The sequence below is a fragment of the Pseudonocardia sp. HH130630-07 genome (assembly GCF_001698125.1).
Lineage (GTDB): Bacteria > Actinomycetota > Actinomycetes > Mycobacteriales > Pseudonocardiaceae > Pseudonocardia.
In genome coordinates, this window is the sequence record NZ_CP013854.1 from 5,617,391 (window position 1) to 5,643,002 (window position 25,612).

Genomic DNA, 25,612 nt, shown 5'->3' on the forward strand with positions numbered 1-25,612 from the left:
ACGACGTGAGCAGCAAGCACGAGCACGGTTTCGGTGTCGACATCGGCGGGTCCGGGATCAAGGGCGCGCCGGTCGACCTGGAGAAGGGCAGGCTGGCCGACGACCGTGTGCGGATCCCGACCCCGCAGCCCTCGACCCCGGAGTCGGTCGCCGAGACGGTCGCCGAGATCCTCGACGAGTTCGGCTGGACCGGGCCGTTCGGGTGCACCTTCCCCGCCGTCGTCCAGCACGGGGTCACCCGCACCGCCGCGAACGTCGATCCCTCCTGGATCGACTGCGACGCGGCCGGTGTGCTGCAGCGGGTCACCGGCCGCCAGGCGCTGCTGGTGAACGACGCCGACGCCGCGGGGGTCGCCGAGGCCGAGTTCGGTGCGGCCGGCTCGGCCGACGGCGTCGTCCTGCTCGCGACGCTGGGCACCGGGATCGGCACCGCGCTCGTCGTGAACGGCCGGCTCGTGCCGAACACCGAGTTCGGGCACCTGGAGATCGACGGGTTCGACGCCGAGTCCCGGGCCGCCGACTCCGCCCGGGAGCGGGACGATCTCGGCTGGGAGGAGTGGGGTGAGCGGCTCACCCGCTACTTCACCCACGTGGAGAACCTGCTCTGGCCGGACCTGATCGTCGTCGGTGGCGGGGTCAGCAAGAAGTTCGACAAGTGGTCGCCGCACGTCCGGACCCGGACCCGGATGGTCCCGGCGACGCTGCTCAACGAGGCCGGGATCGTCGGCGCGGCGCTGCTCGCCCGCCGCTGACCCGCCGACCGGCGCGGGGTGCGGTCGTCCCGTGTCCCGGTCCGCCTCTCCCGAACGGTACGGCGACGGCACGTGACGTTTGCTCGGTTCGTCCCGCCGGGAGCACACTGGAGACACACAAGGGGTCGGCGCGGGAGGTGGCGGCATGGTCGGCGTGACCGTCGCGGAGCAGGAACGCTCGTGCCCAGGGCGGCGGGAGCGCAAGAAGCTGCGTACCCGGTCCGCACTGCGGGCGGCTGCCCTGGACCGGGCACTGCGCCAGGGACCGGAGGCCTTCACCGTCGAGGAGGTCTGCGCCGACGCCGACGTCGCGCCGCGCACCTTCTTCAACTACTTCCCGTCCAAGGACGCGGCTCTCTTCGGCTGGGACGGGGCGGCACTGGACGAGTTGGCCGACGAGGTCCGCGCGGCGCCGGCGGGCCCTCCGCTGGTGGCTGCGACGGCCGTCCTCGGTGCGCTGGCCGCGGTCCTGACCACGAGCCCCATCTGGCACGGCCAGCTGGAACTGCTACGAGCCCACCCCGAGCTGACCGGCAGGATCGCGCAGGTGGGACGGACGCTGGAGGCGACCGTGGCGCACGCGCTCGCCGACCGCGACGGCGTCGCCGATCCGCGGCTCGAGCATCGTGTCGCGGCTGCCGGGGCGATGGCGGTGTTGCAGGTCACCGTCGCCGTCTGGCTGGATGATCCGGCCGGGCCGGACGCGGGCGCGGTGCACGCCGACGTCCTGGCCCAGGCCCGTGCGGCGTTCGCCGGGGCGTCGCCGACTCAGTTCCCGGGCGGCCCGTAGGTCATCCGGACGACCCCGTTGTCGTACGCCTCGGACGCCACGAGCCGCAGCGGGATCCGCTGCCCCTCGGCGAACAGCCGCTGCCCGGCGCCGAGCGCCACCGGGTAGACGAACAGGTTCAGCGTGTCGACCAGCCCGTCGGCGAGCAGCGCCCGGACCAGGGTGGCGCTGCCGCTGACGTAGATGCCGCCGTCGACAGAGTCCTTCAGCTCCTGGATCCGGCGTGGGTGGTACGCCCCGAGGACGGACGCGTTCTCCCACTCCAGGGGATCGGTCAGCGTCGAGGTCACGACGTGCTTCGGCGCACCGTTGAAGAACGCCGCACCGGACTCCTCGTCGTGCCCCTGCGGCGACCAGGCCGGGTAGAACGCCTCGTAGGTGGTGCGGCCCAGCAGGATCGCCTGGTCGCAGAGCGCGCCGATCGCGGCGCCCATCGCGTCGGTGAAGCCGTACTCGGCCGTCCACGACGGGTCCTCGACCACGCCGTCGAGGCTGATGAACTCGTGCACGTCGATGGTTCCCACGGTGTCTCCCCTGATCGGGCGGATGCGTCGTCAACTCCGACCGGGGGCGCCACCGGAAATCATCGGCCGGGAAGGATCACCCGAGTTCGGCGACGGTCGCCGCAGCGCCCCGCTCGTAGAGCGACTCCAGCGCCCGGCGGAACGCCCCGGCGAAGCGCTCGTCGTCGGCGAGGTCACCGAAGACGGGGCGGTAGCGCAGGAAGGTCAGCGGCTCGGAGCGCTCGCGCCGGGCCAGCGGGGTCAGCTCGTCGGCGAGCCGGTCCTGCTGCTCGACGGTCCCGCCCTGCTCGTCGGTGCCCTCGGCGTAGCGGCACCACCCGGCGACGACGGCGGCGGCCCGGTCGACCGGTCCCCCGGCGGCGAGCTGCTCGCGCACCACCGGCAGCAGGAAGATCGAGACCCGGTCCGAGCTGCCGTAGTTGATCCGCATCAGGGTGTCCGCGACGCCGGGGTTGGCGAACCGCCGGATCAGCGTGTCCTTGTACTCGTCGAGGTCGATCCCCGGGACCGGGCGCAGCGTGGGCGTCGCCTCGGCGTCCATGTATCCGCGCAGGAACGCGGCGAACGTCGGGTCCTGGGCGACCTCGTGCACGTAGCGGTGCCCGGCGAGGTAGCCGAGGTAACCCAGTGCCTGGTGGGTGGCGTTGAGCAGCCGCAGCTTCATGAACTCGTAGGGGACGACGTCCTCCACGACCTGCACCCCGGCCCGCTCGAACTCCGGGCGGCCGGCGGCGAAGTGGTCCTCCAGCACCCACTGGGTGAACGGCTCGCAGACGACCGGCCAGCCGTCGCGCAGCCCGAAGCGCTCCTCGAGCGCGGCGCGGTCGGAGTCGGCGGTGGCCGGGGTGATCCGGTCGACCATCGAGTTCGGGAAGGTGACGTTCTCCGCCACCCAGGCGCCGAGCCCGGCGTCGCGCAGCTGGGCGACGCCGGTGAACACCCGGCGCGCGGTGTCGCCGTTGCCCTGCATGTTGTCGCAGCTCATGATCGTGAGCGGGCCGGTGCCGCGGTCCCGCCGGCGGGCGAGCGCCTCGACGACGAGCCCGAACGCGCCCGACGGCGCCCGCCCGGCGGCCATCGCGTCGAGGTCGTCCCCGACGCCGGGGAACTCCGGGTCGAACTCGCCGGTCTTCTGGTCGATCGCGTAGCCGCCCTCGGTGATCGTCAGCGAGACGATCCGGGTGTCCGGGTGCGCGATCCGCTCGACGACGGCCTCGGGGTCGTCCGGAGCGAACAGGTAGTCGACCAGCGACCCCACCACCCGCGGCGCCAGCGAGCCGTCGGCCTCCTTGCGGACCAGGGTGTAGAGCCCGTCCTGGGCGGCCAGCACGTCGCGCATCCGCGCATCCGACGGCAGCACGCCGATCCCGCAGATCCCCCACTCACGGCCCTCGCCGGCCGTCAGCAGCGAGTCGACGTACATGGCGAGGTGGGCGCGGTGGAACCCGCCGACCCCGATGTGGACGATGCCGGTCCGCACGCCGGCGCGGTCGTATCCCGGGACGTCCACCCCGTCCACGCCCTCGGTCCAGATCGCGTTCTCGTCCAGCGAGCGCATGGCGGCCTCTCCCCCGTTCGACTCGGTCGCCACGGGACCCTACAGCGCGTCCCAGGGCGCACGCGTAGTCCGGCGCCCGTTACCGCAGCGAACTGAACGGCGCACCGGAGAAGACGCACCACACCCTCGTGAACTGGGCGTTATGCGTTCGTTGTTTGCGACGATCGCAAGTCCAGCACTAGCGTCCCACTTCATGTCCGATCTGCGGCCGGCGCCACCGGGAGACGAGGCGATCGCCTCGCGGGTGCGTCAGCTGCTGGAACGGGACGGCTGGACCCAGCGCCGCTTCGCCGCGGCGATCGGGCTGGAGGAGACCAAGCTGTCCAAGGCGCTGGCCGGCCGCCGCCGGTTCGCCGCCGGCGAGCTGCTCGCCATCGCCGACGTCACCGGGGAGACGGTCAACCGGCTGTTGCACGGCCGTGACGACGCGCGCACCCACACCGCCGTCCCGGTCGGCCGGGCCGCGACCCGGGAGCAGCCCGCGGGCAGCAGGGGTTCCCGGGAGACCCGCCGCCGCATCCTGGACGCGGCCTGGGTGCTGATCGCCGACCGCGGCTACCACCGGGTGCGGACCGCCGACGTCGCGCACGCCTGCGGGACCAGCCCGGCGGCGATCCACTACCACTTCCCGAGCCGCTCGGAACTGCTCGACGAGGCGCTGCGGCACAACGTCAAGCTCGCCTTCGACCGGCAGGTCGCCGCGCTCGGTGAGATCGCCGACCCGCACCGGAGGCTGCTGCGGCTGATCGACCTGCAGCTGCCCGACGGCGAGCTGCTCCGCCGCGAGTGGTCGATCTGGATCCAGGTCTGGGCGGAGTCGGCCATCGACCCGTCGCGCCGCGAGCTGTACTGGGACTCCTACGACCGCTGGTTCCGCAGCGTCACCATGACGCTCACCGACGGCGCCGGGACCGGCGTCTTCGTCCGCGGGGCCGCCGACCTCGCCCGCCCGCTCACCGCACTCGTCGACGGCCTGGGGATCCAGGTCATGGCGGGGACGCCGGGCACCGGCCCGGACGGCATGCGGGCGGTCCTGCACGACTTCATCGACCGGGCCGTGCTCGCGTGCCCGGACACCACGACCAACCGGACGGAGAACGGATGAACCGTGACGTCGTCATCACCTGCGCGGTGACCGGGGCCGGGGACACACCCGGCCGCAGCCCGCACGTGCCCGTGACCCCGGCCGCGATCGCCGCCGACGCGATCGCGGCGGCCCGCGCCGGCGCAGCCGTCGTGCACATCCACGTGCGCGACCCCGAGACCGGCGACCCCTCGCGCGCCGTCGAGCTCTACCGCGACACCGTCACCCGGATCCGCGACTCCGGCGTCGACGTCGTGCTGAACCTGACCGCCGGCATGGGCGGCGACCTGGTCATCGACGCCGAGGACCCGCTCAAGCCGGTCGACGGCACCGACCTGGTCAACGCGCTCGAACGGCTCCCGCACGTCGAGGAGCTGCTGCCCGACATCTGCACGCTGGACTGCGGCTCGCTCAACTTCGGCGAGGGCAACCAGCTCTACATCTCCACCCCGGACATGCTCCGCACGGGCGCGAAGCGGGTGCAGGAGCTCGGCGTGAAGCCGGAGCTGGAGATCTTCGACACCGGGCAGCTGTGGTTCGCCACGACGCTCGTCGACGAGGGCCTGATCGACGCCCCGCCACTGTTCCAGCTGTGCATGGGCATCCCCTACGGCGCCCCGGCCGATCCCGGCGTGCTGGCCGCGGAGGTGAACCTGCTGCCCGCGGGGGCCAACTTCGCCTCGTTCGCCATCGGCCGCAACCAGCTGCCGTGGGTCGCCCAGTCGATCCTGGCCGGCGGGCACGCCCGGGTCGGGCTGGAGGACAACCTGTACCTGTCCCGCGGGGTCAAGGCCACCAACGAGCAGCTCACCGAGCGTGCGGTGCAGATCGTCGAGAACCTCGGCGCCACGGTCGCCACGCCGGACCGCGCGCGGGAGATCCTCGGTCTGAAGGAGCGCGCCGGTGCCTGAGCAGCAGCGTCCCGTCACCATCCGGACCGTCGCCTGCATCGGTGCCGGGGTCATCGGTGGCGGCTGGGCCGCCTACTTCCTGTCCCGCGGCCTCACCGTGCGGGCCTGGGACCCGGCACCGGACGCCGAGCAGAAGCTGCGCCGGGTGATCGACGCCGCCTGGCCGGCGCTGACCGAGCTGGGGCTGGCCGAGGGCGCCGACCCGGGGGCGATCGAGCTGTTCGGCACCGCCGCCGAGGCGGTGGCCGGTGCGGACTTCGTGCAGGAGAGCGCACCGGAGGACCTGGCGCTCAAGCGCGCCCTGCTGGCCGAGCTGGCCGCCGCGGCCGGGCCCGGCGTGGTCGTCGCGTCGTCGACGTCGGGTTTCCCGATGTCGGACATGGCGTGCGAGATCGACCCGGCGGTGGCCGGCCGGCTCGTCGTCGGGCACCCGTTCAACCCGCCCTACCTGATCCCGCTGGTCGAGGTCGTCGGCGGGGAGCGGAGCGAGGCCTGGGCGGTCTCCGCGGCCGCGGACTTCTACCGCCACATCGGCAAGTCGGTCATCGAGATGGAGCGGGAGCTGCCCGGGTTCATCGCGAACCGGCTGCAGGAGGCCATCTGGCGCGAGGCGCTGCACATGGTCGCGGCCGGCGAGGCGACCCCGGAGGAGATCGACCGCTCGATCACCGACGGGCCCGGACTGCGCTGGCCGGTGCACGGCCCCTGTCTCACCTTCCACCTGGCCGGTGGCGAGGGCGGCATGGCGCACATGCTCGACCACTTCGGGCCCTCGCTGAAGGCGCCCTGGACCCGTCTGGAGGCGCCGGAGCTGACCCCGGAGCTGCGCGACGACATGGTCGACGGGGCGGAGGTCAGCGCCGGTGGACGGCCGATGGCCGAGCTGGTGGCCGAGCGGGACCGGGCCGTGATCGCGGTCCGCCGGGCGGTCGCGGCGGCCCGGGCCGCGGGAGCCGGGACGGACCCGGCGGGGCGATCGTGACCGCATTGGTGCACACGGACCGCGTACGACCCGAGTGGATCGACTACAACGGTCATCTGTCCGAGCCGTACTACGTGCTGGTGTTCGGGGACGCGACGACGGCGCTGATGGAACGCGCCGGCATGGACGGGCCCTACCGCACCGCGAGCGGCTGCTCGCTGTACACGGTGGAGGCGCACGTGCGGTACCTGCAGGAGATCGGCCCGGACGCCGATCTCGAGGTGCGCACCCGGGTGCTCGGCCGGGACGCCAAGCGGCTCCGGCTCTGGCACGAGCTGTACACCGGCGGCCGTCGGGCGGCCACCGAGGAACTGATGTGCCTGCACGTCGGGCCGGACGGCACGGTGCCGTTCCCGGACGACGTCGCCGCCCTCCTCGACGGGCTCGCCGCCCGTACCGGGGACCGTGACGAGCCGGAACACGCGGGGCGGTCGATCGCGTCGCTCCGCTCCGGCGGGACGGCGGTGCACCGGCCCCCGACCTGAGCCCGCGACCGCGGCCCCGGGTCTCTCCGGGGCCCTGCCCCGAGGAGAACTTCATGATCAGCCCGACAGCGGCGGCGTTCTCACGCCGCCGCCTGCTCGGTGGCGCAGCCGGCCTCGCCGCGGTGACGGCGCTCGCCGGCTGCGGCGGACCGGCCGCGTCCCGCGACGCCGGACCGCCGCGCCGTGGCGGGGTGCTGCGCGTGGGGGTGACCGGTGGCGGTGCGTCCGACACCGTCGACCCGCACAGCCCGGCCACCAACCCGGACATCGCCCGCACCCTGAGCCTCTACGAACCGCTGCTGCACTGGGACGACGCCTACACCCTGCAGCCCGCCGTCGCCGAGGCGGTGCGCGCCGAGCCGGGCGCCCGCGCCTGGACCGCGACGATCCGGTCCGGCATCACGTTCCACGACGGCCGCCCGGTCACCCCGGACGACGTCGTCGCGACGTTCCGGCGGATCACCGACCCGGACGACCCGAAGTCCGGTGCCTCGCAGTTCGGCATCCTCGACGACGTCGTCGTCGCCGGGGACCGCGAGGTCCGGTTCGTGCTGAGCGAGCCGTCCCCGGTGTTCGACCAGTACCTCGCCGAGTACTCCTGCGGGATCGTCCCGGCCGACTTCGACGTCGAGCGCCCGGTCGGCACCGGGGCGTTCCGGTTCGAGTCCTTCACCCCGGGCCAGCAGAGCGTGTTCGTCCGCCACGACGGCTACTGGCGCCCGGACCAGCCGTTCGTCGACCGGCTGGAGCTGATCAACTTCGCCGAGGACGACGCCCGGATCAACGCCCTGCTCTCCGGCCAGGTCGACGCGATCGACCAGGTACCGCTCTCGCTCACCGAGGTCGTCGGGTCCTACGAGTCGGTACGGCTGCTCACCTCCGAGACCGGGGCGTGGCTGCCGATCACGATGCGGGTCGACGTCGCCCCGTTCGACGACGTGCGGGTCCGCCAGGCGCTGCGCCTGATCGCCGGCCGCGACGAGATGCTGAACCAGGTGCTGTCCGGCCTGGGCGCGCGGGCCGCGGACCTCTACGCCCGGTTCGACCCCGAGTACCTCGACCCGACCCGCGAGCAGGACATCGAGCGGGCCCGTGACCTGCTCTCCGCGGCCGGGAAGCCGAACCTGTCGCTGGAGCTGGTGACCTCCCCGATCCAGGCCGGCACCGTCGAGGCGGCCCAGGTCTACGCCACCCAGGCCCGTGCGGCCGGGGTGGAGGTCGGCCTGCGCCGGGTGGACACCTCCACCTTCTTCTCCGACCAGTACCTGCAGTGGGAGTTCGCGCAGAGCTTCTGGAACACCCGCAACTACATCCCGCAGGCGTCGCAGTCCTCGATGCCCGACGCCCCGTTCAACGAGACGCACTGGGAGGACCCGGAGTACCAGGCGGTCATCCGCCGGGCCCGCTCCGAGGTCGACGGGACCGCCCGGGCGCAGCTGGTGCGCCAGGCCCAGAAGATCGAGTTCGACCGCGGCGGCTACCTCATCTGGGGCTGGCCGGACCGCGTCGACGCACACCAGGCCTACGTCGGCGGGCTCGTCCCGAACCGCACCGGGTTGTCGCTGTCCGGCTACGAGTTCCGGAAGGCGTGGGTGAGCGCGTGAACCTCCTGACGAAGATGATCGTGAAACGGCTCGCCGTCTCGGTCGTGGTGCTGTTCGTCGTCTCGCTGCTGATCTTCGGCGCGACGCTGCTGCTGCCCGGTGACCCCGCGCGGGCCATCCTCGGCCAGCAGGCGACCCCGGAGCGGATCGCCGCGCTCACCGAGCAGCTCGGGCTCGACCGTCCGGCCTGGGAGCGCTACTTCTCCTGGCTCGGCGGGGTGCTCACCGGCGATCTCGGCTTCTCCGCCGCCACCCAGGGCCCGGTCGGTGAGCTGCTGGGCGGCCGGATCGCCGCGTCGGCGCTGCTGCTGGTCGTGACCGCGGTGATCTCCACCCCGATCGCGCTCGCCCTCGGCGCCTGGGCCGCGGTGCGCCGCGGGACCCGCACCGACTCGACGCTGTCCGGGTCGAGCCTGGTGCTCGCGGCCCTTCCGGAGTTCGTCATCGGTGTGCTGCTGGTCGTGGTGTTCGCGACCTCGGTGTTCCGGATCCTGCCGTCGGTGACGATCGCCCGGCCCGGCGAGCCGGTGTGGGCCCGGCCCGAGCAGCTGGTGCTGCCGGTGGTGACGCTCGCGCTGGTCGTCGTGCCCTACGTGATCCGGATGAGCCGGGCGATGCTCTCGGAGTCGCTCGACGCCGGGTTCGTGGAGATGGCCCGGCTCAAGGGGCTCCCCGAGCGGACGGTGCTGCTGCGCCACGCCGTCCCGCACACCATCGGACCGGTCGCGCAGGTCATCGCGCTGCAGCTGGCCTGGCTGGCCGGTGGTGTCGTGGTCGTCGAGTTCCTGTTCCGGTACCCGGGCATCGGCGAGGCGTTGATCGACGCCGTCGCGAACCGGGACGTGCAGGTGGTCCAGGCCATCACGCTGATCATCGCGGTGTTCTACGTACTGGTGAACCTCGCCGCGGACGTCGCCGGCATCGTCGCCGACCCGCGGATCCGTCACGCGTCGGGAGGTGGCGCATGAGTGCCCCCACGGAGTCCGCACCCGGAGCCGGAGCCGCGGCACCCGCCGGGCTGATCCGGCGGACGTTCCGCCGCCGCCAGGCCCGGATCGGGGCGGTGCTCACCCTCGTCGTCGTGGTGGTGGCGCTGCTCGGCCCGGTGCTCGGGCCACTGCTCACCGGCTACGGCGTCGACGACTTCGCCGGGCGGCCGTTCCGGGCCGAGGGCGTCACCGGTACCGACGACCTCGGCCGTGACGTGCTCACCCGGTTCCTCGCCGGCGGCGGGCCGGTGCTGCTCTACGCGCTCGCCGCGACGGCGATCGGCATCGTCGGCGGGGTCGTCCTCGGCATGCTCGCCGGGTACTCCGCCGGGGACCGCACCAGCCGGCTCGACTCGCTGATCATGCGGGGCGGCGACGTGCTGCTGTCGTTCCCGCAGCTGGTGCTCGCCCTGCTCGCGGTCGCCGTGCTCGGCTCCTCGGGCTGGCTGCTGGTGCTCGTCATCGGCATCACGCACATCCCCCGGGTGGCCCGGGTCGCCCGGCAGGCGACGCTCGCCGTCGCCGGGCAGGACTACGTGCTCGCCGCCCGGATGTACGGCGTGCCCCGGCGGCGGATCCTCGCCACCGAGGTGCTGCCGAACATCACCGGCCCGGTGATGGTGGAGCTGGGCCTGCGCCTGACCTACTCGATCGGCTACGTGGCGTCGCTGTCGTTCCTCGGGCTCGGCGTGCAGCCGCCCGCGGCGGACTGGGGCCTGCAGATCAACGAGAACCGGATCGCGCTGATCGTCGCCCCCTGGGGCGTGCTGCTCCCGGTGCTGGCGATCGCGATCCTCACCGTGGGGACCAACATGATCACCGACGCGCTGGCCAAGGAGTCCGCGGACACCACCGGGGAGGCGGCGGCATGAGCGAGACGATGGGAGCCACCGGCGAGAGCGGAGCCACCGGCGAGAGCGGAGCCACCGGCGAGGGTGGGTACACCATCGCGTGCAGCGGCCTGCGGATCGCCACCCTCGGCGGCCGGGAGGTGCTGCACGGGGTCGACTACGCCGTCGCCCCCGGGGAGATCCTCGCCCTGGTCGGCGAGTCCGGCTCCGGGAAGACGACCGCGGCGCTGGCCGCGCTCGGCCACTTCCGGACCGGGCTGGAGCACACCGGCGGGACGATCGCCTTCCACGGGCACACCGAGACCCACGAGGACCTGCTCGCCGTCGACGAGGCCACGATCCGCGGCGTCCGCGGGCGCCTCGTGAGCTACGTGCCGCAGGACCCGGCGCTGTCGCTGAACCCGCTGCTGCGGATCGGTACCCAGGTCGCCGAGGTGCTGGCGGCCCACGGCTACGAGGGCGACGTCACCGCCCGGGTCCGCGAGGTCCTCACCGACGTCGGCCTCCCCGGGGACGACACCTACCTGCGGCGCTACCCGCACCAGCTCTCCGGCGGGCAGCAGCAGCGGGTCGGGATCGCCGCGGCGTTCGCGAACCGGCCGGACGTCGTCGTCCTCGACGAGCCGACGACCGGCCTGGACGTCACCACCCAGGACCTGGTCCTGGACACCGTCCGCGACCTGGTCACGCGGTCGCGCACGGCGGCGCTCTACATCACCCACGACCTCGCCGTCGTCGCCGAGCTGGCGGACCGGGTCGCGGTGATGCAGGCCGGCGAGGTCGTCGAGACCGGGTCGGTGCGCCAGGTGCTGACCGCGCCCGAGCACCCGTACACCCGGGCGCTGATCTCGGCCGTGCCGGATCTGGACCGGGCCGTCGAGCGGGACCCGTCGCCGTCCGGGGACGGGGAGCCGTTGCTGCGGGTCTCCGGCGCCGGCAAGCGCTACGGCCCGAAGACCGTGCTGGACGGCGTCGACGTCGAGCTGTGGCCGGGCGAGTGCCTGATGCTGCTCGGTGAGTCCGGGTCCGGGAAGACCACCCTGGCCCGCGGCCTGTCCGGCCTGCTGGAGCTCGACGCGGGCACGCTGACGCTCAAGGGTGACGCCCTGTCGATGCCGCGCAGCTACGCCCAGCTGCGCAGCGTGCAGTACGTCTTCCAGAGCCCGTTCGCCTCGCTCAACCCGCGGCGGACGATCGCCAGCTCGCTGGAGGTCCCGCTGCGGCACCTCACCGATCTCGACGCCGGTGCCCGGCAGGCCCGGGTGATCGACATGCTGGGCCAGGTCCGGCTGGACGAGACGTTCGCCCACCGCTACCCGGGCGGCCTGTCCGGCGGCGAGCGCCAGCGCGCCGCGATCGCGCGGGCGCTGGTCACGGCGCCGGACGTGCTGGTCTGCGACGAGGTGACCTCGGCACTGGACGTGTCGGTGCAGGCGGCGATCATCGAGCTGCTGGCGACGGTGCGCCGCGAGCTGGGCACCGCGATGCTGTTCGTGACCCACAACATCGCGCTGGCCCGGGAGGTCGCCGACCGGATCGCGGTGCTGCAGGGCGGCCGGATCGTCGAGCAGGGCACGGTCGACGACGTGCTGGCGAACCCGCAGCACGAGTACACCCGCGAGCTGCTGGAGCACACCCCGAAGATGGCGACCGTCCGGTGAGCACGGCGTCGGCGGTGCGGGGCACCGTGGCGCGCGGGTTCGCCCCGGTCGCCGACGCGTTCGCCGCGGTGCTCGCGGGCGCCACGGGCGGGATGGCGTTCTCGGTGGTCCGGGGCGGTGAGCCGGTCGTGGAGCTGCACGGCGGGCTCGCCGACCCGCTCACCGGACGCCCGTGGGAGGCCGGCACGGTCGCGGTCCTGTTCTCCGGGACCAAGGGGCTCGCCGCCACCGCGTGCGCCGCGCTCGCCGACCGGCTCGACCCGGACGCGCCGGTCACCCGGTACTGGCCGGAGTTCGGTGCGGCGGGCAAGGACCGGGCGACGGTCGGCGACGTCCTGGCGCACACCGTGGGCCTCCCCTACGTCGATCCGGAGCCCGACGTCACGGCCGGGCTCGACGACCGGGCCCAGGCCGCGGTGCTGGCCCGGCAGCCACCGCTCTGGGAGCCCGGGACCCGGGTCGCCTATCACGCCCTGACCTGGGGGCACCTGGTGGCGGAGCTGCTGCGCCGGGCCACCGGGGACGACCCGCGCTCGGTCGTGGAGGACGTCGTCGCCCGGGTGCCGGGAGCCCGGGTGCACCTGGCGACGGCACCACCGGAGCCGGCCCGGATCGTCCGGGAGCCCGGCTACCGGATCTCGACGTTCCTGCACGACGAGCAGCGCCGGCGCACCGTCGAGCGGATGTACCGGGTGCTGCTCGACGACGCCGAGACCGTCAACACCCCGCGCTGGTACCGCTCCGGTGCGCTCGCCGGCGGCGGGGTCGCCGGAGCCCCGGCGGTCGCCCGGCTCTACGCCGCGCTCACCGGCCCGCAGCGGTCACCGGTCCCCCGGGCCGCGCTGGAGCGGGCGTGCCGCACCCACGCCGAGGGGATCGACGCGGTCAACGACCGGCCGCTGCGTTTCGGTCTCGGCTACGAGCTGGCCGACCCGATCGGCACCTACGGCCCGGAGCCGGTCGCGTTCGGCCACAGCGGTGCCGGCGGTGGCCGGCACGGCGCCTGGCCGGGGCACGGGATCGGGTTCTCGTTCCTCAGCAACGAGATGCGCGCCGAGGACACCGACGACCGGGCGTCGGTGCTGCTCGCCGCGCTGCACGCGTGTCTGTGACCCGGCTCAGGCGAAGGACAGGACGTCCTCGGCGGCCAGTCGCGGCAGCCGCGGGTGCCAGGCGTCGTCGCCGGGGTGGCCCAGGTTCACCACGAGCAGGACGCGGTGCTGCCCGCCCGGGAAGAACTCCGCGGTGACGGCGTCGGCGTCGAACCCGGCCATCGGCCCGGTCGCGAGCCCGTGGGCCCGGGCGGCCAGCAGCAGGTAGCCGATCTGCAGGCTCGCGTTGAACCGGGCCATGTCGGCGCGGCCGTCGCGGCCCTGGGCCGCCAGCCCCTCGCGCATGCCCGGCTTCACCGGGAACGTGACCGGCGAGTGCTCGTGGAAGTCGAGGTCCGCGGCGAGCAGCGCGGTCACCGGGGCGGACGCCGTCTTGGCCCGGTTGCCCTCCGCGAGCAGCGGCAGCAGCCGCTCCCGGCCCTGCTCCGAGCGCACGAACGTGACCCGCAGCGGCTGGGTGTTCGCCGCGGTCGGCGGCCACTGGGCCAGCTCCCAGATGCTCCGGAGCTGCTCGTCGGTGACCGGCTCGCCGGTGAACGTGTTCGCGGTGCGCGCCTCGGTGAACAGCGCGGCCCGGCCGGTGTCGTCGAGGACGGGCAGCCGGGCGGGGAACGGGGTCGTGACGGTCATGAACCGTAGAGCGTTCAACTATCGCCGGAGGATTTCGCATTCCGCGGTGAAACGGATCACCCGGTGGCGCAGGCTCCCCAGCGCAGCACCTGGGCCTCGCCGGGCACCAGCTCGATCAGGTCGGTCCCCGAGTTCAGCGCGTCCGGCGGGCAGGTCATCGGCTCGACGGCGACCGCCCGCGACACCGTGACCGCACCGTCGGGGCCCTGGCGCGGGAACTCCGCCGGGGTGAACACCTGCACCCAGCCGAAGGCCGGTTCGGCCCACAGCTCGGTGCCGCCGCCGTCCGGCGCGGTGACCCGGTGCCGGACGTACTCGTCGCGCTCGTCGGGCAGGCAGCCCCCGAACGCGTCGTCGAGCCGGACCTCCGCCATCGGGGTCGCGGAGTAGGGCCGGGTCAGCGGCTGCACCGGGCCGGCCGGGACGCCGTCGGTCAGCGGCAGCCTGGTGCGCGCGGCCAGGGTCAGCTCCAGGTCGTCGGTCGGGACGTCCCCGACCCGCAGGTACGGGTGGAACCCGAGGCCGAACGGGACCGGCGCGGACCCGACGTTCTCGGCGGTGGTCTCGACCGTCAGCCCGCCGGACCCGACGGTGTAGGTGACCATCAGGCGGACCGGCTGCGGCCAGCCCGGCTGGACCGGTGCGACCGCCGTGAGCACGACGTGGTCGCCACCGCGCTCGACGAGCGTCCACGGCACGTGGCGCAGCAGGCCGTGGATGGCGTTCCCGGGCGCCGGCTCGGTCAGGGCGAGCCGCTGCTCGGTGCCGCGGTGCCGCCAGCGCCCGCCGGCCACCCGGTTCGGCCACGGCGCGAGCAGCGCACCCGATCCCTTCGGCGGCCGGGCCGTCGGCGGGTGCGGCTCCAGCCGCAGCCGCCCCGCCTGCTGGAAACCGGCGAGGCCGCCGCCGACCTCGTCGACCTCGGCACGGGCGTCACCGCTGACGATCACGAAGCGCTCACCGCAGGCGTCCATGGGGCGCAGTCTGTCAGCCCGCCAGCGGGGTCGACCGGGCGGCGTCGGCGTCGAGGACCGCGTCCACCCGGGCGGGTGGACCCAGCTCCGCGACGGTGAAGTCGACCCCGGTCCGCCGGGCCAGCCCCACGACGTGCTCGTGGTGGGTGAACAGCAGGACCTGGGCCGTCCCGGCGAGCTCGGCGAGCACCCGGATCGCGGCCGGGGCCCGCTCGTCGTCGAAGGTCATCAGCACGTCGTCGAGCACCACCGGGACCGGCGGCAGACCGGCCGCGACGCGGTCGGCCTGCAGCTGCTCGATCCCGGCCAGCCGCAACGCCAGGTGCACCTGGTCCGCGGTGCCCTCGGACAGCTTCTCCGGGACCAGCTCCTCGCCGTCCCCGCGCACCGCGACCAGCGAACGGGCGCCGCCCCCGGTCCCCGACGGCGGACGGAGCGCGACGAACCGGCCACCGGTGAGGCGTTCCAGCACCGCACCGGCCCGCACCAGCAACGGCGAGGCGTGGCTGCGCTCGTAGGCCTCGAGCTCGCGGCGCAGGATCTCCCGCTGCAGGTGCAGCAGCAGGTAACGCTCCGCGGCCTCGGCGACACCGGCCAGCTCGGACTGGGCGCGGGCGTGCAGGTCGGCGGCGCCCTCGGCCTCCTCCAGCTCCCGGCGGCGGGCCCGCAGGCCGCCCAGCTGCTCGCTCACGCCGTCCTGCTCGGCGCCGAGCTCGGCCTCGTGCGCGTCGGCCCGGTCGCACGCCTCGGCCAGCGCGCCCGGCTCGGTGTCCGGCGCGGACGCGACGAGCTCGTCGGCCTCCAGGTCCGGCGCCGCGGCCGCCAGCAGCCGCGCCTGCTCGGCGATCCGGGCGTCCAGGTCGGCGACCCGCAGCCCGCGCTCGGCCGCCGCACCCAGCCCGCCCGGTTCCATGGCCTCGGTGAGCGCCAGCTCGACGGCGAGCCGGTCCAGCACCGCGCCCGCGGTCGCCGCCGCACGGGCGGCCCGGGCCGCGGACTCCTCGGCGGCGACGATGCCGTCGTCGAGGTGCCCGGCCGACACCGCGGACGTGGTCACCTCCCGGACCCGGTCGGCCAGCTCGCCGAGCCGGTCGGCGGCCGCGGTGCCGGTCGGCGCCCGGTCCAGGTGCTGCTCGGCCAGCACCCCGACCGCACGCCGGTGTGCGGTGACCGCGCGTTCCAGGCGGCGGGCCTCGGCGTCGTCCTGCCGGGCCAGGGCGCCGGCCTGCTGGGCGTCGGCGACGGTGTCACGGCGGGTGTCCCAGCCGGAGGGCTCCAGATCCGTCGGCAGCCCGGCGCCGCGCAGCGCGAACCGCCAGCGCTGGGTGGCCAGCTCCCGCTCGTGCCGGGCCGCGTCCGCGGCGCCGCCGGCCCGTTCGGCCTCGCTGCGCAACCGGGTCAGCAGTACCCGGCGGTCCCTGGCGTGCCCGGCCTCGGTGGCCAGGTCCTCCGCCGCGAGCAGCAGCACGTCCAGCGGTGCCCCGTCGCGGGGCCGGCCGGCCGCGGCCAGGGCGGCGGCCAGCGCCCGCTCCTGCTCGTCGGCCTGGTCGCGCAACCGGGCGAGCCGCTCGTCGGCCCGGGACACCTCGTCCTGGGCCCGGACGGCCTCGCCCAGCGCGGCGAGGACGGTGTCGGCGTCGTCCGGGTCGGGGACGGCGACGCCGTGCGTGCGCCACAGCGTCGCCCAGGCCCCGCTCGCGCCGGCGAGCCGTTCGCGGGCCTCGCCGGCCAGCGCCGACGCCGCACCGGCCGCGGTGTCCGCGTCGGTCAGCTCGGCCTCCCGGCGGGCCAGCTCGGCGACCCGGTCCGCAGAGGCGATCATGTCGTCGGCGACCCGGTCGGCCGCGGCGACGGCCGCCGCCAGCCGCCCGGCCGCCATCGGGTCACCCGGCCCCGCCGCCAGAAGGGCGGTCACCGCGTCGTCCCGCTCGGTCCGCGCCGCGGCCAGCGCGTCCGCGCCGACCGGACGGCCCCGCGCGACGACCCCGTCGCGCGCGGCGCGGGCCCGGTCGGCGCGCTCCGCGGCCTCGGCGGCGGAGCGCTCGGCCGCCCGCAGGTCCTGCTCGGCCGCCCGCACCGCGGACCGGGCGGACCGGACCTCGCGCACCGGCGGCGCGAGCACGTCCCCGGCCTCGGCGGGCACCCCGCGGTGACCGGCCGTGGTCAGTGCGGTGCTGCGCCGGGCCATCGCGGCGTCCCGCTCGACGACGGCGGCCCGGCACAGCGCCGCGGCCGAGCCCTCGGCCTCGATCGCGCGGTGGACCTCGGCGACCCGGCCGACCGTCTCGGGATCGAGCCCGCCGGGGACGTCGGCCGCCTCCCGCACCTCGGCCAGCGCCTCGGCGTGCAGCCGCTCCGCCCGCTCCGCCTCGGCCGCCGCGTCGTGCAGCCGGCGGGCGATCGCGTCGAGGTCGCGCGCCCGGTCCGCGGGCAGGTGCACGGCGGCGAGCCGCTCGTCGGCGCTGCGGCCGTCCTCGGCGACCAGCCCGGCCAGCGCCGACTCCGCGCGGCGGTGCAGCTCCGCGGCGTCGGTGCGCAGCCGGGCCGCCCGCTCGGCGTCCGCCCGGCGGGCCTGGGCCGCGGACTCCAGTTCCCGGATCCGGGTCGCGTCGGCCAGCAGGTCCTCGTCCAGGTCCAGCCCGGCGCGCCGGGACCGCAGATCGTCGGCCGCGGCCCGGTGCTCGTCGCGCTGCTCCTCGGCGGCCGCCCGGTCGGCGGTGGCCCGGGTGTACTCGGCCAGTGACGCCCCGTCCAGCGCGGCCCCGGTGGCGCACAACGACGCACGCTCGGCCCGCAGCGCGGCGAGCTCCCGGGCGGGCTCCTGGGCCCGGACCGCCTGCCGGGCCCGCTCGGCCGCGACGGCGGCGGCCCGGCGGGTGCGGGCCAGCTCGGCGGCCCGGCGCTCCAGCCGCTCGATCTCGTCCGCGAGCGCGGTGACCTCACCTGCCCGCGCCATCCGGTCCTCGACCAGCTGCTCGGTCTCGGTGAACCGGGCGAACGCGGCCCGGACGGCGACCGACCGGCTGCCCCGGTGCTCCTTGTAGAGCGCGTCGGCCTCGGCGTCGAGCGCTCCGACCAGTGCCCGGGCGTCCCGCCCCGAGCGGGCGGTGAACACCAGCTCGGCGAGGTCGCCGCCGCCGGCGCAGAGCTTGCGCCCGCCCTCCCGGAGCTGCTCGTGGCCCAGGCCGAAGCCCTCCCGCCAGCGGCGGCGCGCGTCGGCACCGCCGTCGCCCCACGGTGCGACGACCGCGACGTCGCCGTCGTCGTGCAGGCCCCGGGTGGTCCGGCGCAGGACCGCGGCGCCGCCGGGCACCGCGTCGCTCTCGACCCGCGCCGAGACGGCGAGGCGGGCCGGGCTGAACGCGTAGGCGTGCCGGGCCGGGCGCGGCATCCCCCACAGCAGGTCCGACAGGGCGTCGAGCAGGGTGGTCTTGCCGGCCTCGTTCGGCCCGCAGACGATCGTCAGCCCGGTCCCGAGCTCGAGCGAACGCCCCTCGTAGGCGCCGTAGCGTTCGAGGACCAGCGCCCGCAGCCGCGCGGTCGGGTGCCCGGTCACGACGCCTCGCCCGCCATCCGGGACAGCAGCTCCTGCTCCGCCCGGCGGGCGAGTGTCGCGAGGCGGTCGCCGTCGCGCAGGTCGAGCAGGCCCGCCTCGCGCAGGCGGCGGCCCACCTCCCGCTCCAGCGGCGCGGCGAGCTCCCGGATCCGCTCCGGGTCACCGGCCAGCTCGGCGGCCGCGGCACTGACCGCGGCGGTCAGCTCGGGATCGACGGTGAGCGCCTCGGCCGGGGGCCGGGTGCGGTTGCGGACCTTCTCCAGCACCGCACCGGCGGACTCGGCGGCCAGCTCCAGCTCGGTGCGGACCCGCTCGGTGTCGGTCAGCCCGCCGGCGGCGGGGCCGGCGCCGCTCAGCGTCACCTGCGCGACGACGGTGCGCGGCGCCGCCTGCACGCAGCGCTCCCGGACCGCGGCGGTGACCGCGTCGAACACCTCGTCCGCGTCGCCCATCCCGCCGATGTCGACCTCGACCAGCTCCCACCGGGCGACGTCGAGGACCAGGGGCGTCGTCGTCGCCGGGCGGCCCGGTTCGACGTCGACGAGCAGGGCGCCCTTGGGACCGCGTTCCTGCGGGTGCCTGCCCTGCAGGTTGCCGGAGAACGCCGCCCGGTGCGGGCCGTCGCACACCACCCGCTGCTCGTGCACGTGCCCGAGCGCGAAGTACTCGTAGCCGCAGCCGGACAGGTCCTCGGGGCGGCACGGGGCGTAGGTGTCGTGCCGGTCGTCGCCCTGCACCGAGGTGTGCAGCATCCCGGCGTTCACCAGGCCCGGAACCCGGTCGGGGTAGGCGGGCACCAGGTTCTCCAGCACGGCGCGGCGGGCGAACCCCTGCCCGTGCACGGCGAGCCCGAGATCGTCGAGGACGACCGACTCCGGCTCCTCGACCGAGAGCCGGTGGGTGTTCGGCGGCAGCCGCAGCGACCGGGTGATCTCGGACTCCGCGTCGTGGTTGCCGTTGATCAGGAAGACCGGGACGCCCTCGTCGTGCAGCCGGGACAGCTGCCGGACGAAGAACGCGCCGGTCGCGTAGTCCTTCCAGTCCCCGTCGTAGACGTCGCCGGCGAGCAGCAGCGCGTCCGCACGGTGGTCGATCACGGCGTCGACCAGGTTCTCGCAGGCCCGCCGGGTCGCGCCCCGCAGGGTCGCGGCGAGCTCGGAGTCGCCGAGCCGGGCCAGCCCGCGCAGCGGGCTGTCCAGGTGCAGGTCGGCGGCGTGCACCAGACGCAAGGAAGGGACTCCGTAGGGTCGGGGTTCGGGGACGACCGAGTGTAGGAGCTGGCACCGACGGTGACGGCGAGGTGACCCGGCGAGTCGACGTCCGGTCGCGTCGTCGCAGGTCAGGTGGGGCAGACCACACGCGGCGCCGGTCACCTTCGGGGTCGCACCGACCGGTCACGGGGGCAGCATGACGGGGGTCCGACAGCTCCGGTGAGGTCCGGGAGACGATGATCCTGCTCTGCGAACGCTGCTACGCCCCGATCGATCCCGCGCTGGAGCGCCACTACCGGCTCGCGCACATCGACCACGCCGACACGGCCGGCACCGTCGTGTGGCGCGACGCGGTCGTGCACTCCGACGCCTGCCCCGCGGCCGGCGGGGCCACCGGGCGGGACCGCGCCGCATGACCCGGGACCTGCTCTGCGAGCGGTGCTACAACCCGATCGACCGGACCCGGGAGCCGATGCGGGTCCGCACCCACGGCGGTGTCCTGCCCGACGGCGCACCGGTGCGTACCCACGTGCACGCCCTGCCGTGTGCCCGGCCCGACACCGGGGAGTGGGACCGGTCCCGTCGCGGCCTGTCCCCCGCCGCCGTGCGGCACGCCGCCGCGCAGGCCGACCACCGCTGACGGCTCGCCCGGCGACGCCGCCGGCGGGCGCCGTCAGCGGCTCCCGCCGGGATCCCGCTCCTCGCGCTGGTAGACGTCCGGGACGCCGTCCCCGTCGTCGTCGCGGGTCTCGGCGGCGGCGAGCCGCCGGTGGTGCCCGTTGCGGATGCGCAGCAGCACGGTGGCGAGCACGGCCGCGAGCAGCGATCCGCCGAGCACCCCGATCTTCACGTGGTCGTCCTGCGGCGTGCCCGTGCCGAACGCCAGCTCGCCGACCAGCAACGACACCGTGAACCCGATCCCGGCGAGCTGGGCCAGGCCGAGCAGGTCCCACCAGCCGAGGTCCTCCGACAGCTCGGCCCGGGTGAACCGCTGGACCAGCCAGGTGGCGCCCAGCACCCCGATCGTCTTGCCCAGCACGAGGCCCGCGACGATGCCCAGCGTGACCGGGTCGCGCAGCGCAGCCCCGAGGCCGCCGCCGTCGACGACCGACACCCCGGCCGCGAAGAACGCGAAGACCGGGACCGCGAACCCGGCCGAGATCGGCCGCCAGGTGTGCTCGAACCGCTCGTTGAGGACGCCGTGCCGCCCGAGCACCGGGACGGCGAACCCGAGCAGCACGCCCGCCACCGTCGCGTGCACCCCGGAGGCGTGCACCAGTGCCCAGGCCACCGCCGCGAGCGGCAGCAGCAGCCACCAGGCCCGCACCCCGCGGTGCACGGCCAGTGCGAACAGGCCGAGCGGGAGCAGCGAGAGCAGCAGCGGCCCGAAGGAGAGCTCGTCGGTGTAGAAGATCGCGATGATCGTGATGGCCAGGAGGTCGTCGACGACGGCCAGGGTCAGCAGGAACATCCGCAGCGCCGACGGCAGGCTGGATCCGATGACGGCGAGCACGGCCACCGCGAACGCGATGTCGGTGGCCGTCGGGATCGCCCACCCCGCGAGCGCGTCGGGATCGCCGGCGTTGATCGCGACGTAGATCAGTGCCGGAGCGATCATCCCGCCCACCGCGGCCGCGACCGGCAGCAGAGCCCGTCGCGGATCCCGCAGGTCACCGGCGAGGAACTCCCGTTTGAGCTCCAGGCCGACGACGAAGAAGAAGATCGCCAGCAGCCCGTCCGCGGCCCAGGTCGCCAGCGACAGGTCGAGGTGCAGCGCCGCCGGCCCCAGGGTGAACCCGGCCAGGCCGGTGTAGGCGCCGCGCCACGGCGAGTTGGCGAACAGCAGCGCGACGACGGCGGCGCCGACGAGCAGGCCGCCCCCGACCGTCTCGGCCCGGAGCACGTCGGCGACCCGGCGGGCCTCCGGCCAGGTACCGCGGGGCAGCAGGCGGCGGGGGGACTTCGGTGAGGTGCTCACGGCTCTCCGGAGGGGGTCGGCGGGCAGACGTCATCGCACGCCGACCAGACTTCCCGGCACACCGCGGACCACCCTAGCGACCCGCGGCGGCCGGGACGAGCTCAGGCGAGCGCGGCGGCCGCGGCGGCCAGCTCCCGGATCCGGCCGAAGTCCCCGGCCGCGACGGCGTCGGCCGGGGTGAGCCACGAGCCCCCCACGCAGCCGACGTTCGGCAGGGCCAGGTAGTCCGGTGCGGTGGCCACGGTGATCCCGCCGGTCGGGCAGAACCGCAGGTCCGGCAGCGGGCCCGCCACCGACTTGAGGAACGGCCTTCCCCCGGCGGCCTCGGCGGGGAAGAACTTCATCGCCGTGTGCCCGCGCTCGGCCACGGCGAGCATCTCCGAGATCGACGACGTGCCGGGCAGCAGGTCCAGCCCGGAGTCCTCCATCGCGTCGAGCAGCCGCGGCGTCGCGCCCGGGCTGACCAGGAACCGGGCGCCGGCCCGTACCGACAGGGCCACGTCGGCCGGGGTGCGCACGGTGCCGGTGCCGACCACGGCGTCGGGCACCTCGGCGGCGATCCGGCGGACGGCCTCGGCCGCGGCCGGCGTCCGCAGGGTCACCTCGATGACCGGCAGGCCGCCGTCGACCAGTGCCCTGGCCAGCGGGACGGCCGCCGCCGCGTCCTCCAGGACGACGACGGGGACGACCGGGGCCAGGTCCAGCAGCTTCTCGCTCACGGTGTGCTCGGTTCCCTTCCTCTACTGCAGCCTCTTACTGGAACGTGACGGCCGCGCCCTCGTCGGCCGGGCCGACGACGGCCCGGAACGCGGCGAACAGCTCCCGCCCGGCACCGAAGGTCGGGCCGGAGGGACCACCGCGCCGTACGGGTTCGCGGGCGTCGAACTCGTCGGCGTCGACCAGCACCGACAGTGTGCCGTTCAGGGTGTCGACCCGGAGGACGTCCCCGTCGCGCAGCTTCTCCAGCGGCCCGCCGCGGGCGGCCTCCGGGGTGACGTGCAGCGCGGCCGGGATCTTGCCGGACGCCCCGGACATCCGCCCGTCGGTGACGAGGGCGACCCGCTGCCCGCGGTCCTGCAGCACCCCGAGCGCCGGGATGAGCTTGTGCAGCTCGGGCATCCCGTTGGCGCGCGGCCCCTGGTACCGGACGACGGCGACGAGGTCCCGCCCGTCCAGCTCACCGGCGGCGTAGGCCGCGAGCAGGTCGTCCTGGTCGTCGACGACGACGGCCGGCGCCTCGATGTAGCGGTGGTCGGGCTCGACGGCCGAGGTCTTCACCACCGACCGTCCGAGGTTGCCGTGGAGCACCCGCAGACCGCCCTCCGGGGCGAACGGGTCGGCGACCCCGCGCAGCACGGACTTGTCGAGGCTCTCCTCCGGGCCCTCCCGCCAGACCAGCCCGCCGTCCTCGAGGAACGGCTCGCGGGTGTAGCGGTGCAGGCCGGGCCCGTCGACGGTGCCGACGTCGTCGTGCAGCAGACCGGCCGACAGCAGCTCCCGGGTCAGCAGCTGGATGCCACCGGCGGCCCGGAAGTGGTTCACGTCGGCCTGGCCGTTGGGGTAGATCCGGGCGAGCAGCGGCACGACCGAGGACAGGTCGGAGAAGTCGTCCCAGGTGATCCGGACGCCCGCGGCGGCGGCCATCGCGACGAGGTGCATCGTGTGGTTGGTCGAGCCACCGGTCGCCAGCAGCGCGACGATCCCGTTGACGACGGCCTTCTCGTCGACGATCTCGCCCATCGCCATGGAGCGGTCCCCGGCGGCGGCGAGCGCCCGCCGGGCGGTCTCGGCGGTCAGCGCGTCCCGCAGCCCGGTGCCGGGGTTGACGAACGTGGAGCCCGGCAGGTGCAGGCCCATGATCTCCATGAGCAGCTGGTTGGAGTTCGCGGTGCCGAAGAACGTGCAGGTGCCGGGCCCGTGGTAGCTCTGCGACTCGGCGGCGAGCAGCTCGTCGCGACCGGCCTCGCCCGCGGCGAAGAGCTGGCGGACCCTGGCCTTCTCCTTGTTCGGCAGGCCCGAGGTCATCGGCCCGGCCGGGGCGAGCAGCACCGGCAGGTGCCCGAACGACAGGGCGCCCATCACCAGCCCGGGCACGATCTTGTCGCAGACGCCCAGCAGTACGGCCGCGTCGAACATGTCGTGCGAGAGCGCCACCGCGGTGGACATCGCGATCACGTCCCGGGAGAACAGCGACAGCTCCATGCCGGCGCGGCCCTGGGTGATCCCGTCGCACATGGCGGGCACGCCCCCGGCTACCTGAGCGACACCGCCGGCCTCCCGGGCGGCCTGCTTGATCAGCGCGGGGTAGGTCTCGAACGGCTGGTGCGCCGACAGCATGTCGTTGTAGGCGGTGACGACGGCCAGGTTGCGGGCGGGGGACGCGCTCAGCGTGAGCTTGTCGGGACCGCAGGCGGCGACGCCGTGGGCGAGGTTGGAGCACCCCAGCCCGTCCCGGGCCGGGCCGGTGGCGGGACCCGCGGCCGCGGCGGAGCGCACACGCTCCAGGTAGGCGGCCCGGGTCGTGGCGGACCGGGCGACGACCCGCCGGGTGATCTCCTCGACGACGGGGTGGAGCTCCGGGCGGTGCTCGGCGGACGTGGTCACAGCGCGTCGACCTCCTGTGGTGGGTGGATGGCGGGCCGGACGTCGCGGCCGTCGGACGACCGCCTTTCGCACTCTAGCGATACCGTTCTGTACTTACACGACATTAGTGCGGAACGATCAGTGTTTCACCAGCTCAAACCCCTGTGGTTCACTGGACGAATGCGAGGACGCACCCCCACCAGCGCGCCCGCCACCGCGGGCGAGATCTTCCGGCTGGTCCGGGAGGGCGTCGCCGCCACCCGGACCGAGATCGGCCGGGAGACGGGCCTGTCCCGGACCGCCGTCGCGGCCCGGGTCGACCGGCTGCTGGCCGACGGGCTGGTCACCGAGGTCGTCGGCGCGGCCGCGACCGGCGGCCGCCCGGCCGCCCGGCTGGAGTTCCACGCCGCCGGCGGGGCCGTGCTCGCACTGTCGGTCGGTGTGAGCCGTTCCAAGGCCGCCGTCTGCGACCTCGCCGGGACCATCCTGGCGGAGAACGTGATCGACCTGCCGGCGTCGGTCGGCCCGCACCGGCTGCTCGCCGACGCCGTCACCACGCTGGAGAAACTGCTGCTCGACGCGGGCGTCCCCGACTCCGCGATCCGGGGCATCGGACTGTCGATCCCGGGTGCGGTCGACGGCGCGAACGGCTGCTCGGTCGGTGTGCCGGCGCTGCCGGGCTGGGAGCGCGTCGCGCTGCCCCCGCTGCTCACCGAACGCTTCCCGACACCGGTCCGGGTCGACAACGACGTCAACGTGATGGCGCTCGCCGAGCACGACGCCCATCCCGACGTCGGCGACCTGCTCATGGTCAAGATCGGGTCGGGGGTCGGGGCGGGCCTGGTGTCCGGCGGGGCGCTGCAGCGCGGTGCGTGGGGCGCGGCCGGCGAGATCGGGCACACCCCGGTGCAGGACGGCCCCGGCGTCGGCTGCGGCTGCGGCAACGTCGACTGCCTGGAGGTACTGGCCTCCGGCCGGGCGCTGGTCCGTGATCTCTCCGCCGGGCGCCCGGACGGCGAGGTCACCTCGATCGCGGACGTGGTGGACCTGGTCCGGCGCGGCGACCCGGACGCGGTCCGGCTGGTCCGGATCGCCGGGCGCCGGCTCGGCGAGGTGCTCGCCGCGGCGGTGAACCTGGTCAACCCGGCGCTGGTCGCGATCGGCGGCGACCTGGTGGGCGCGTTCGACCCGCTGGTGGCCGGGGTGCGCGAGGCGATCTACCGGCGGTCCATGGCCACCGCCACCCAGAACCTGCGGATCGAGCCGGGCCGCCTCGCCGGGCGCAGTGGTGTCACCGGCTGCGCCATCCTGGTCCTGGACGAGGTGCTCTCCGCCGGTGCCGTCGACGCGACGCTGTCGGTCTGAGTCCCCGGGCCC

The 25,612-nt window shown here is 75.0% G+C and carries 23 protein-coding genes; 14 read left to right on the forward strand and 9 right to left on the reverse strand.

Features of this window, described 5'->3' with window-relative positions; all coding sequences use genetic code 11:
• Window positions 1-5: 5 nt before the first annotated feature.
• Together ppgK and AFB00_RS26570 are read left to right on the forward strand one after the other, a co-directional pair.
• On the forward strand, window positions 6-752 hold the full coding sequence (gene ppgK / locus AFB00_RS26565; protein ID WP_068799448.1) for a polyphosphate--glucose phosphotransferase: 747 nt from the start codon (window positions 6-8) through the stop codon (window positions 750-752).
• A gap of 145 nt (window positions 753-897) precedes the next feature.
• Window positions 898-1,542: a TetR/AcrR family transcriptional regulator gene (locus tag AFB00_RS26570; protein ID WP_068799449.1), complete on the forward strand. Its 645-nt coding sequence runs from the start codon at window positions 898-900 to the stop codon at window positions 1,540-1,542.
• Here AFB00_RS26570 and AFB00_RS26575 read toward each other — a convergent pair.
• Window positions 1,521-2,066 (reverse strand): dihydrofolate reductase family protein, encoded by a 546-nt coding sequence (locus AFB00_RS26575; RefSeq protein ID WP_068799450.1) that lies wholly within the window; start codon window positions 2,064-2,066, stop codon window positions 1,521-1,523. The two genes, AFB00_RS26570 and AFB00_RS26575, sit on opposite strands and share 22 nt — an antisense overlap.
• Before the next feature lie 76 nt (window positions 2,067-2,142).
• Complete coding sequence (locus AFB00_RS26580) at window positions 2,143-3,624, reverse strand: mannitol dehydrogenase family protein (protein ID WP_068800702.1); 1,482 nt, start codon at window positions 3,622-3,624, stop codon at window positions 2,143-2,145.
• 193 nt (window positions 3,625-3,817) lie between these two features.
• On the opposite strand from AFB00_RS26580, the gene AFB00_RS26585 reads away from it, so the two are divergent.
• The 9 genes from AFB00_RS26585 to AFB00_RS26625 are packed head-to-tail and all read left to right on the forward strand — an operon-like array spanning window position 3,818 to window position 13,303.
• Window positions 3,818-4,729, forward strand: a complete 912-nt coding sequence (locus AFB00_RS26585) for a TetR/AcrR family transcriptional regulator (protein ID WP_068799451.1) — start codon at window positions 3,818-3,820, stop codon at window positions 4,727-4,729.
• The gene (locus AFB00_RS26590) at window positions 4,726-5,619 is read left to right on the forward strand and encodes a 3-keto-5-aminohexanoate cleavage protein (RefSeq protein ID WP_068799452.1); all 894 of its coding nucleotides are present in this window, start codon (window positions 4,726-4,728) and stop codon (window positions 5,617-5,619) included. The genes AFB00_RS26585 and AFB00_RS26590 overlap by 4 nt, the downstream gene beginning before the upstream one ends.
• Window positions 5,612-6,601, forward strand: coding sequence for a 3-hydroxyacyl-CoA dehydrogenase NAD-binding domain-containing protein (locus AFB00_RS26595; protein WP_068799453.1), 990 nt, complete (start codon window positions 5,612-5,614; stop codon window positions 6,599-6,601). Before AFB00_RS26590 ends, AFB00_RS26595 begins: the two co-directional genes overlap by 8 nt.
• Before the next feature lie 8 nt (window positions 6,602-6,609).
• Window positions 6,610-7,086 (forward strand): thioesterase family protein, encoded by a 477-nt coding sequence (locus AFB00_RS26600; protein WP_335726544.1) that lies wholly within the window; start codon window positions 6,610-6,612, stop codon window positions 7,084-7,086.
• A 53-nt stretch (window positions 7,087-7,139) separates the two neighbouring features.
• Window positions 7,140-8,690, forward strand: coding sequence for an ABC transporter substrate-binding protein (locus AFB00_RS26605; RefSeq protein WP_068799455.1), 1,551 nt, complete (start codon window positions 7,140-7,142; stop codon window positions 8,688-8,690).
• Window positions 8,691-8,695: 5 nt separating this feature from the next.
• Window positions 8,696-9,658: an ABC transporter permease gene (locus AFB00_RS26610; RefSeq protein WP_068800703.1), complete on the forward strand. Its 963-nt coding sequence runs from the start codon at window positions 8,696-8,698 to the stop codon at window positions 9,656-9,658.
• Window positions 9,655-10,551, forward strand: coding sequence for an ABC transporter permease (locus AFB00_RS26615; RefSeq protein WP_068799456.1), 897 nt, complete (start codon window positions 9,655-9,657; stop codon window positions 10,549-10,551). The genes AFB00_RS26610 and AFB00_RS26615 overlap by 4 nt, the downstream gene beginning before the upstream one ends.
• Window positions 10,548-12,191, forward strand: coding sequence for an ATP-binding cassette domain-containing protein (locus AFB00_RS26620; protein WP_231974088.1), 1,644 nt, complete (start codon window positions 10,548-10,550; stop codon window positions 12,189-12,191). The genes AFB00_RS26615 and AFB00_RS26620 overlap by 4 nt, the downstream gene beginning before the upstream one ends.
• Window positions 12,188-13,303, forward strand: coding sequence for a serine hydrolase domain-containing protein (locus tag AFB00_RS26625; protein WP_231974089.1), 1,116 nt, complete (start codon window positions 12,188-12,190; stop codon window positions 13,301-13,303). Before AFB00_RS26620 ends, AFB00_RS26625 begins: the two co-directional genes overlap by 4 nt.
• 6 nt (window positions 13,304-13,309) lie before the next feature.
• Here the strand turns inward: AFB00_RS26625 and AFB00_RS26630 are convergent, their stop codons facing one another.
• From AFB00_RS26630 to AFB00_RS26645, 4 genes are read right to left on the reverse strand one after another with little or no spacing between them, the layout of a single operon-like run.
• Window positions 13,310-13,933: a malonic semialdehyde reductase gene (locus tag AFB00_RS26630; protein ID WP_068799457.1), complete on the reverse strand. Its 624-nt coding sequence runs from the start codon at window positions 13,931-13,933 to the stop codon at window positions 13,310-13,312.
• Window positions 13,934-13,989: 56 nt separating this feature from the next.
• A complete protein-coding gene (locus tag AFB00_RS26635) occupies window positions 13,990-14,907 on the reverse strand; it encodes an aldose 1-epimerase family protein (RefSeq protein WP_068799458.1) in 918 nt (305 codons plus the stop codon).
• Window positions 14,908-14,920: 13 nt separating this feature from the next.
• On the reverse strand, window positions 14,921-18,463 hold the full coding sequence (locus AFB00_RS26640) for an AAA family ATPase (RefSeq protein WP_068799459.1): 3,543 nt from the start codon (window positions 18,461-18,463) through the stop codon (window positions 14,921-14,923).
• Window positions 18,460-19,683, reverse strand: a complete 1,224-nt coding sequence (locus AFB00_RS26645; protein ID WP_231974505.1) for a metallophosphoesterase family protein — start codon at window positions 19,681-19,683, stop codon at window positions 18,460-18,462. The genes AFB00_RS26640 and AFB00_RS26645 overlap by 4 nt, the downstream gene beginning before the upstream one ends.
• A gap of 227 nt (window positions 19,684-19,910) precedes the next feature.
• Between AFB00_RS26645 and AFB00_RS26650 the strand changes: the two genes are divergently transcribed.
• Both AFB00_RS26650 and AFB00_RS26655 read left to right on the forward strand, forming a co-directional pair.
• Complete coding sequence (locus AFB00_RS26650) at window positions 19,911-20,090, forward strand: hypothetical protein (RefSeq protein WP_068799461.1); 180 nt, start codon at window positions 19,911-19,913, stop codon at window positions 20,088-20,090.
• The gene (locus AFB00_RS26655; RefSeq protein ID WP_068799462.1) at window positions 20,087-20,314 is read left to right on the forward strand and encodes a hypothetical protein; all 228 of its coding nucleotides are present in this window, start codon (window positions 20,087-20,089) and stop codon (window positions 20,312-20,314) included. The genes AFB00_RS26650 and AFB00_RS26655 overlap by 4 nt, the downstream gene beginning before the upstream one ends.
• 33 nt (window positions 20,315-20,347) lie before the next feature.
• On the opposite strand, the gene nhaA is transcribed toward AFB00_RS26655, so the two are convergent.
• The 3 genes from nhaA to edd form a co-directional block, all read right to left on the reverse strand.
• Window positions 20,348-21,652, reverse strand: a complete 1,305-nt coding sequence (nhaA, locus tag AFB00_RS26660) for a Na+/H+ antiporter NhaA (protein WP_068799463.1) — start codon at window positions 21,650-21,652, stop codon at window positions 20,348-20,350.
• Between the two features lie 101 nt (window positions 21,653-21,753).
• Complete coding sequence (gene eda / locus AFB00_RS26665) at window positions 21,754-22,371, reverse strand: bifunctional 4-hydroxy-2-oxoglutarate aldolase/2-dehydro-3-deoxy-phosphogluconate aldolase (RefSeq protein WP_068799464.1); 618 nt, start codon at window positions 22,369-22,371, stop codon at window positions 21,754-21,756.
• 34 nt (window positions 22,372-22,405) lie between these two features.
• Window positions 22,406-24,256, reverse strand: a complete 1,851-nt coding sequence (edd, locus tag AFB00_RS26670) for a phosphogluconate dehydratase (protein ID WP_068799465.1) — start codon at window positions 24,254-24,256, stop codon at window positions 22,406-22,408.
• Window positions 24,257-24,415: 159 nt separating this feature from the next.
• Between edd and AFB00_RS26675 the strand changes: the two genes are divergently transcribed.
• Window positions 24,416-25,600 carry an ROK family transcriptional regulator gene (locus AFB00_RS26675; protein ID WP_068799466.1) on the forward strand — a complete coding sequence of 395 codons (1,185 nt, stop codon included), beginning with the start codon at window positions 24,416-24,418 and terminating at the stop codon, window positions 25,598-25,600.
• Window positions 25,601-25,612: the final 12 nt, after the last annotated feature.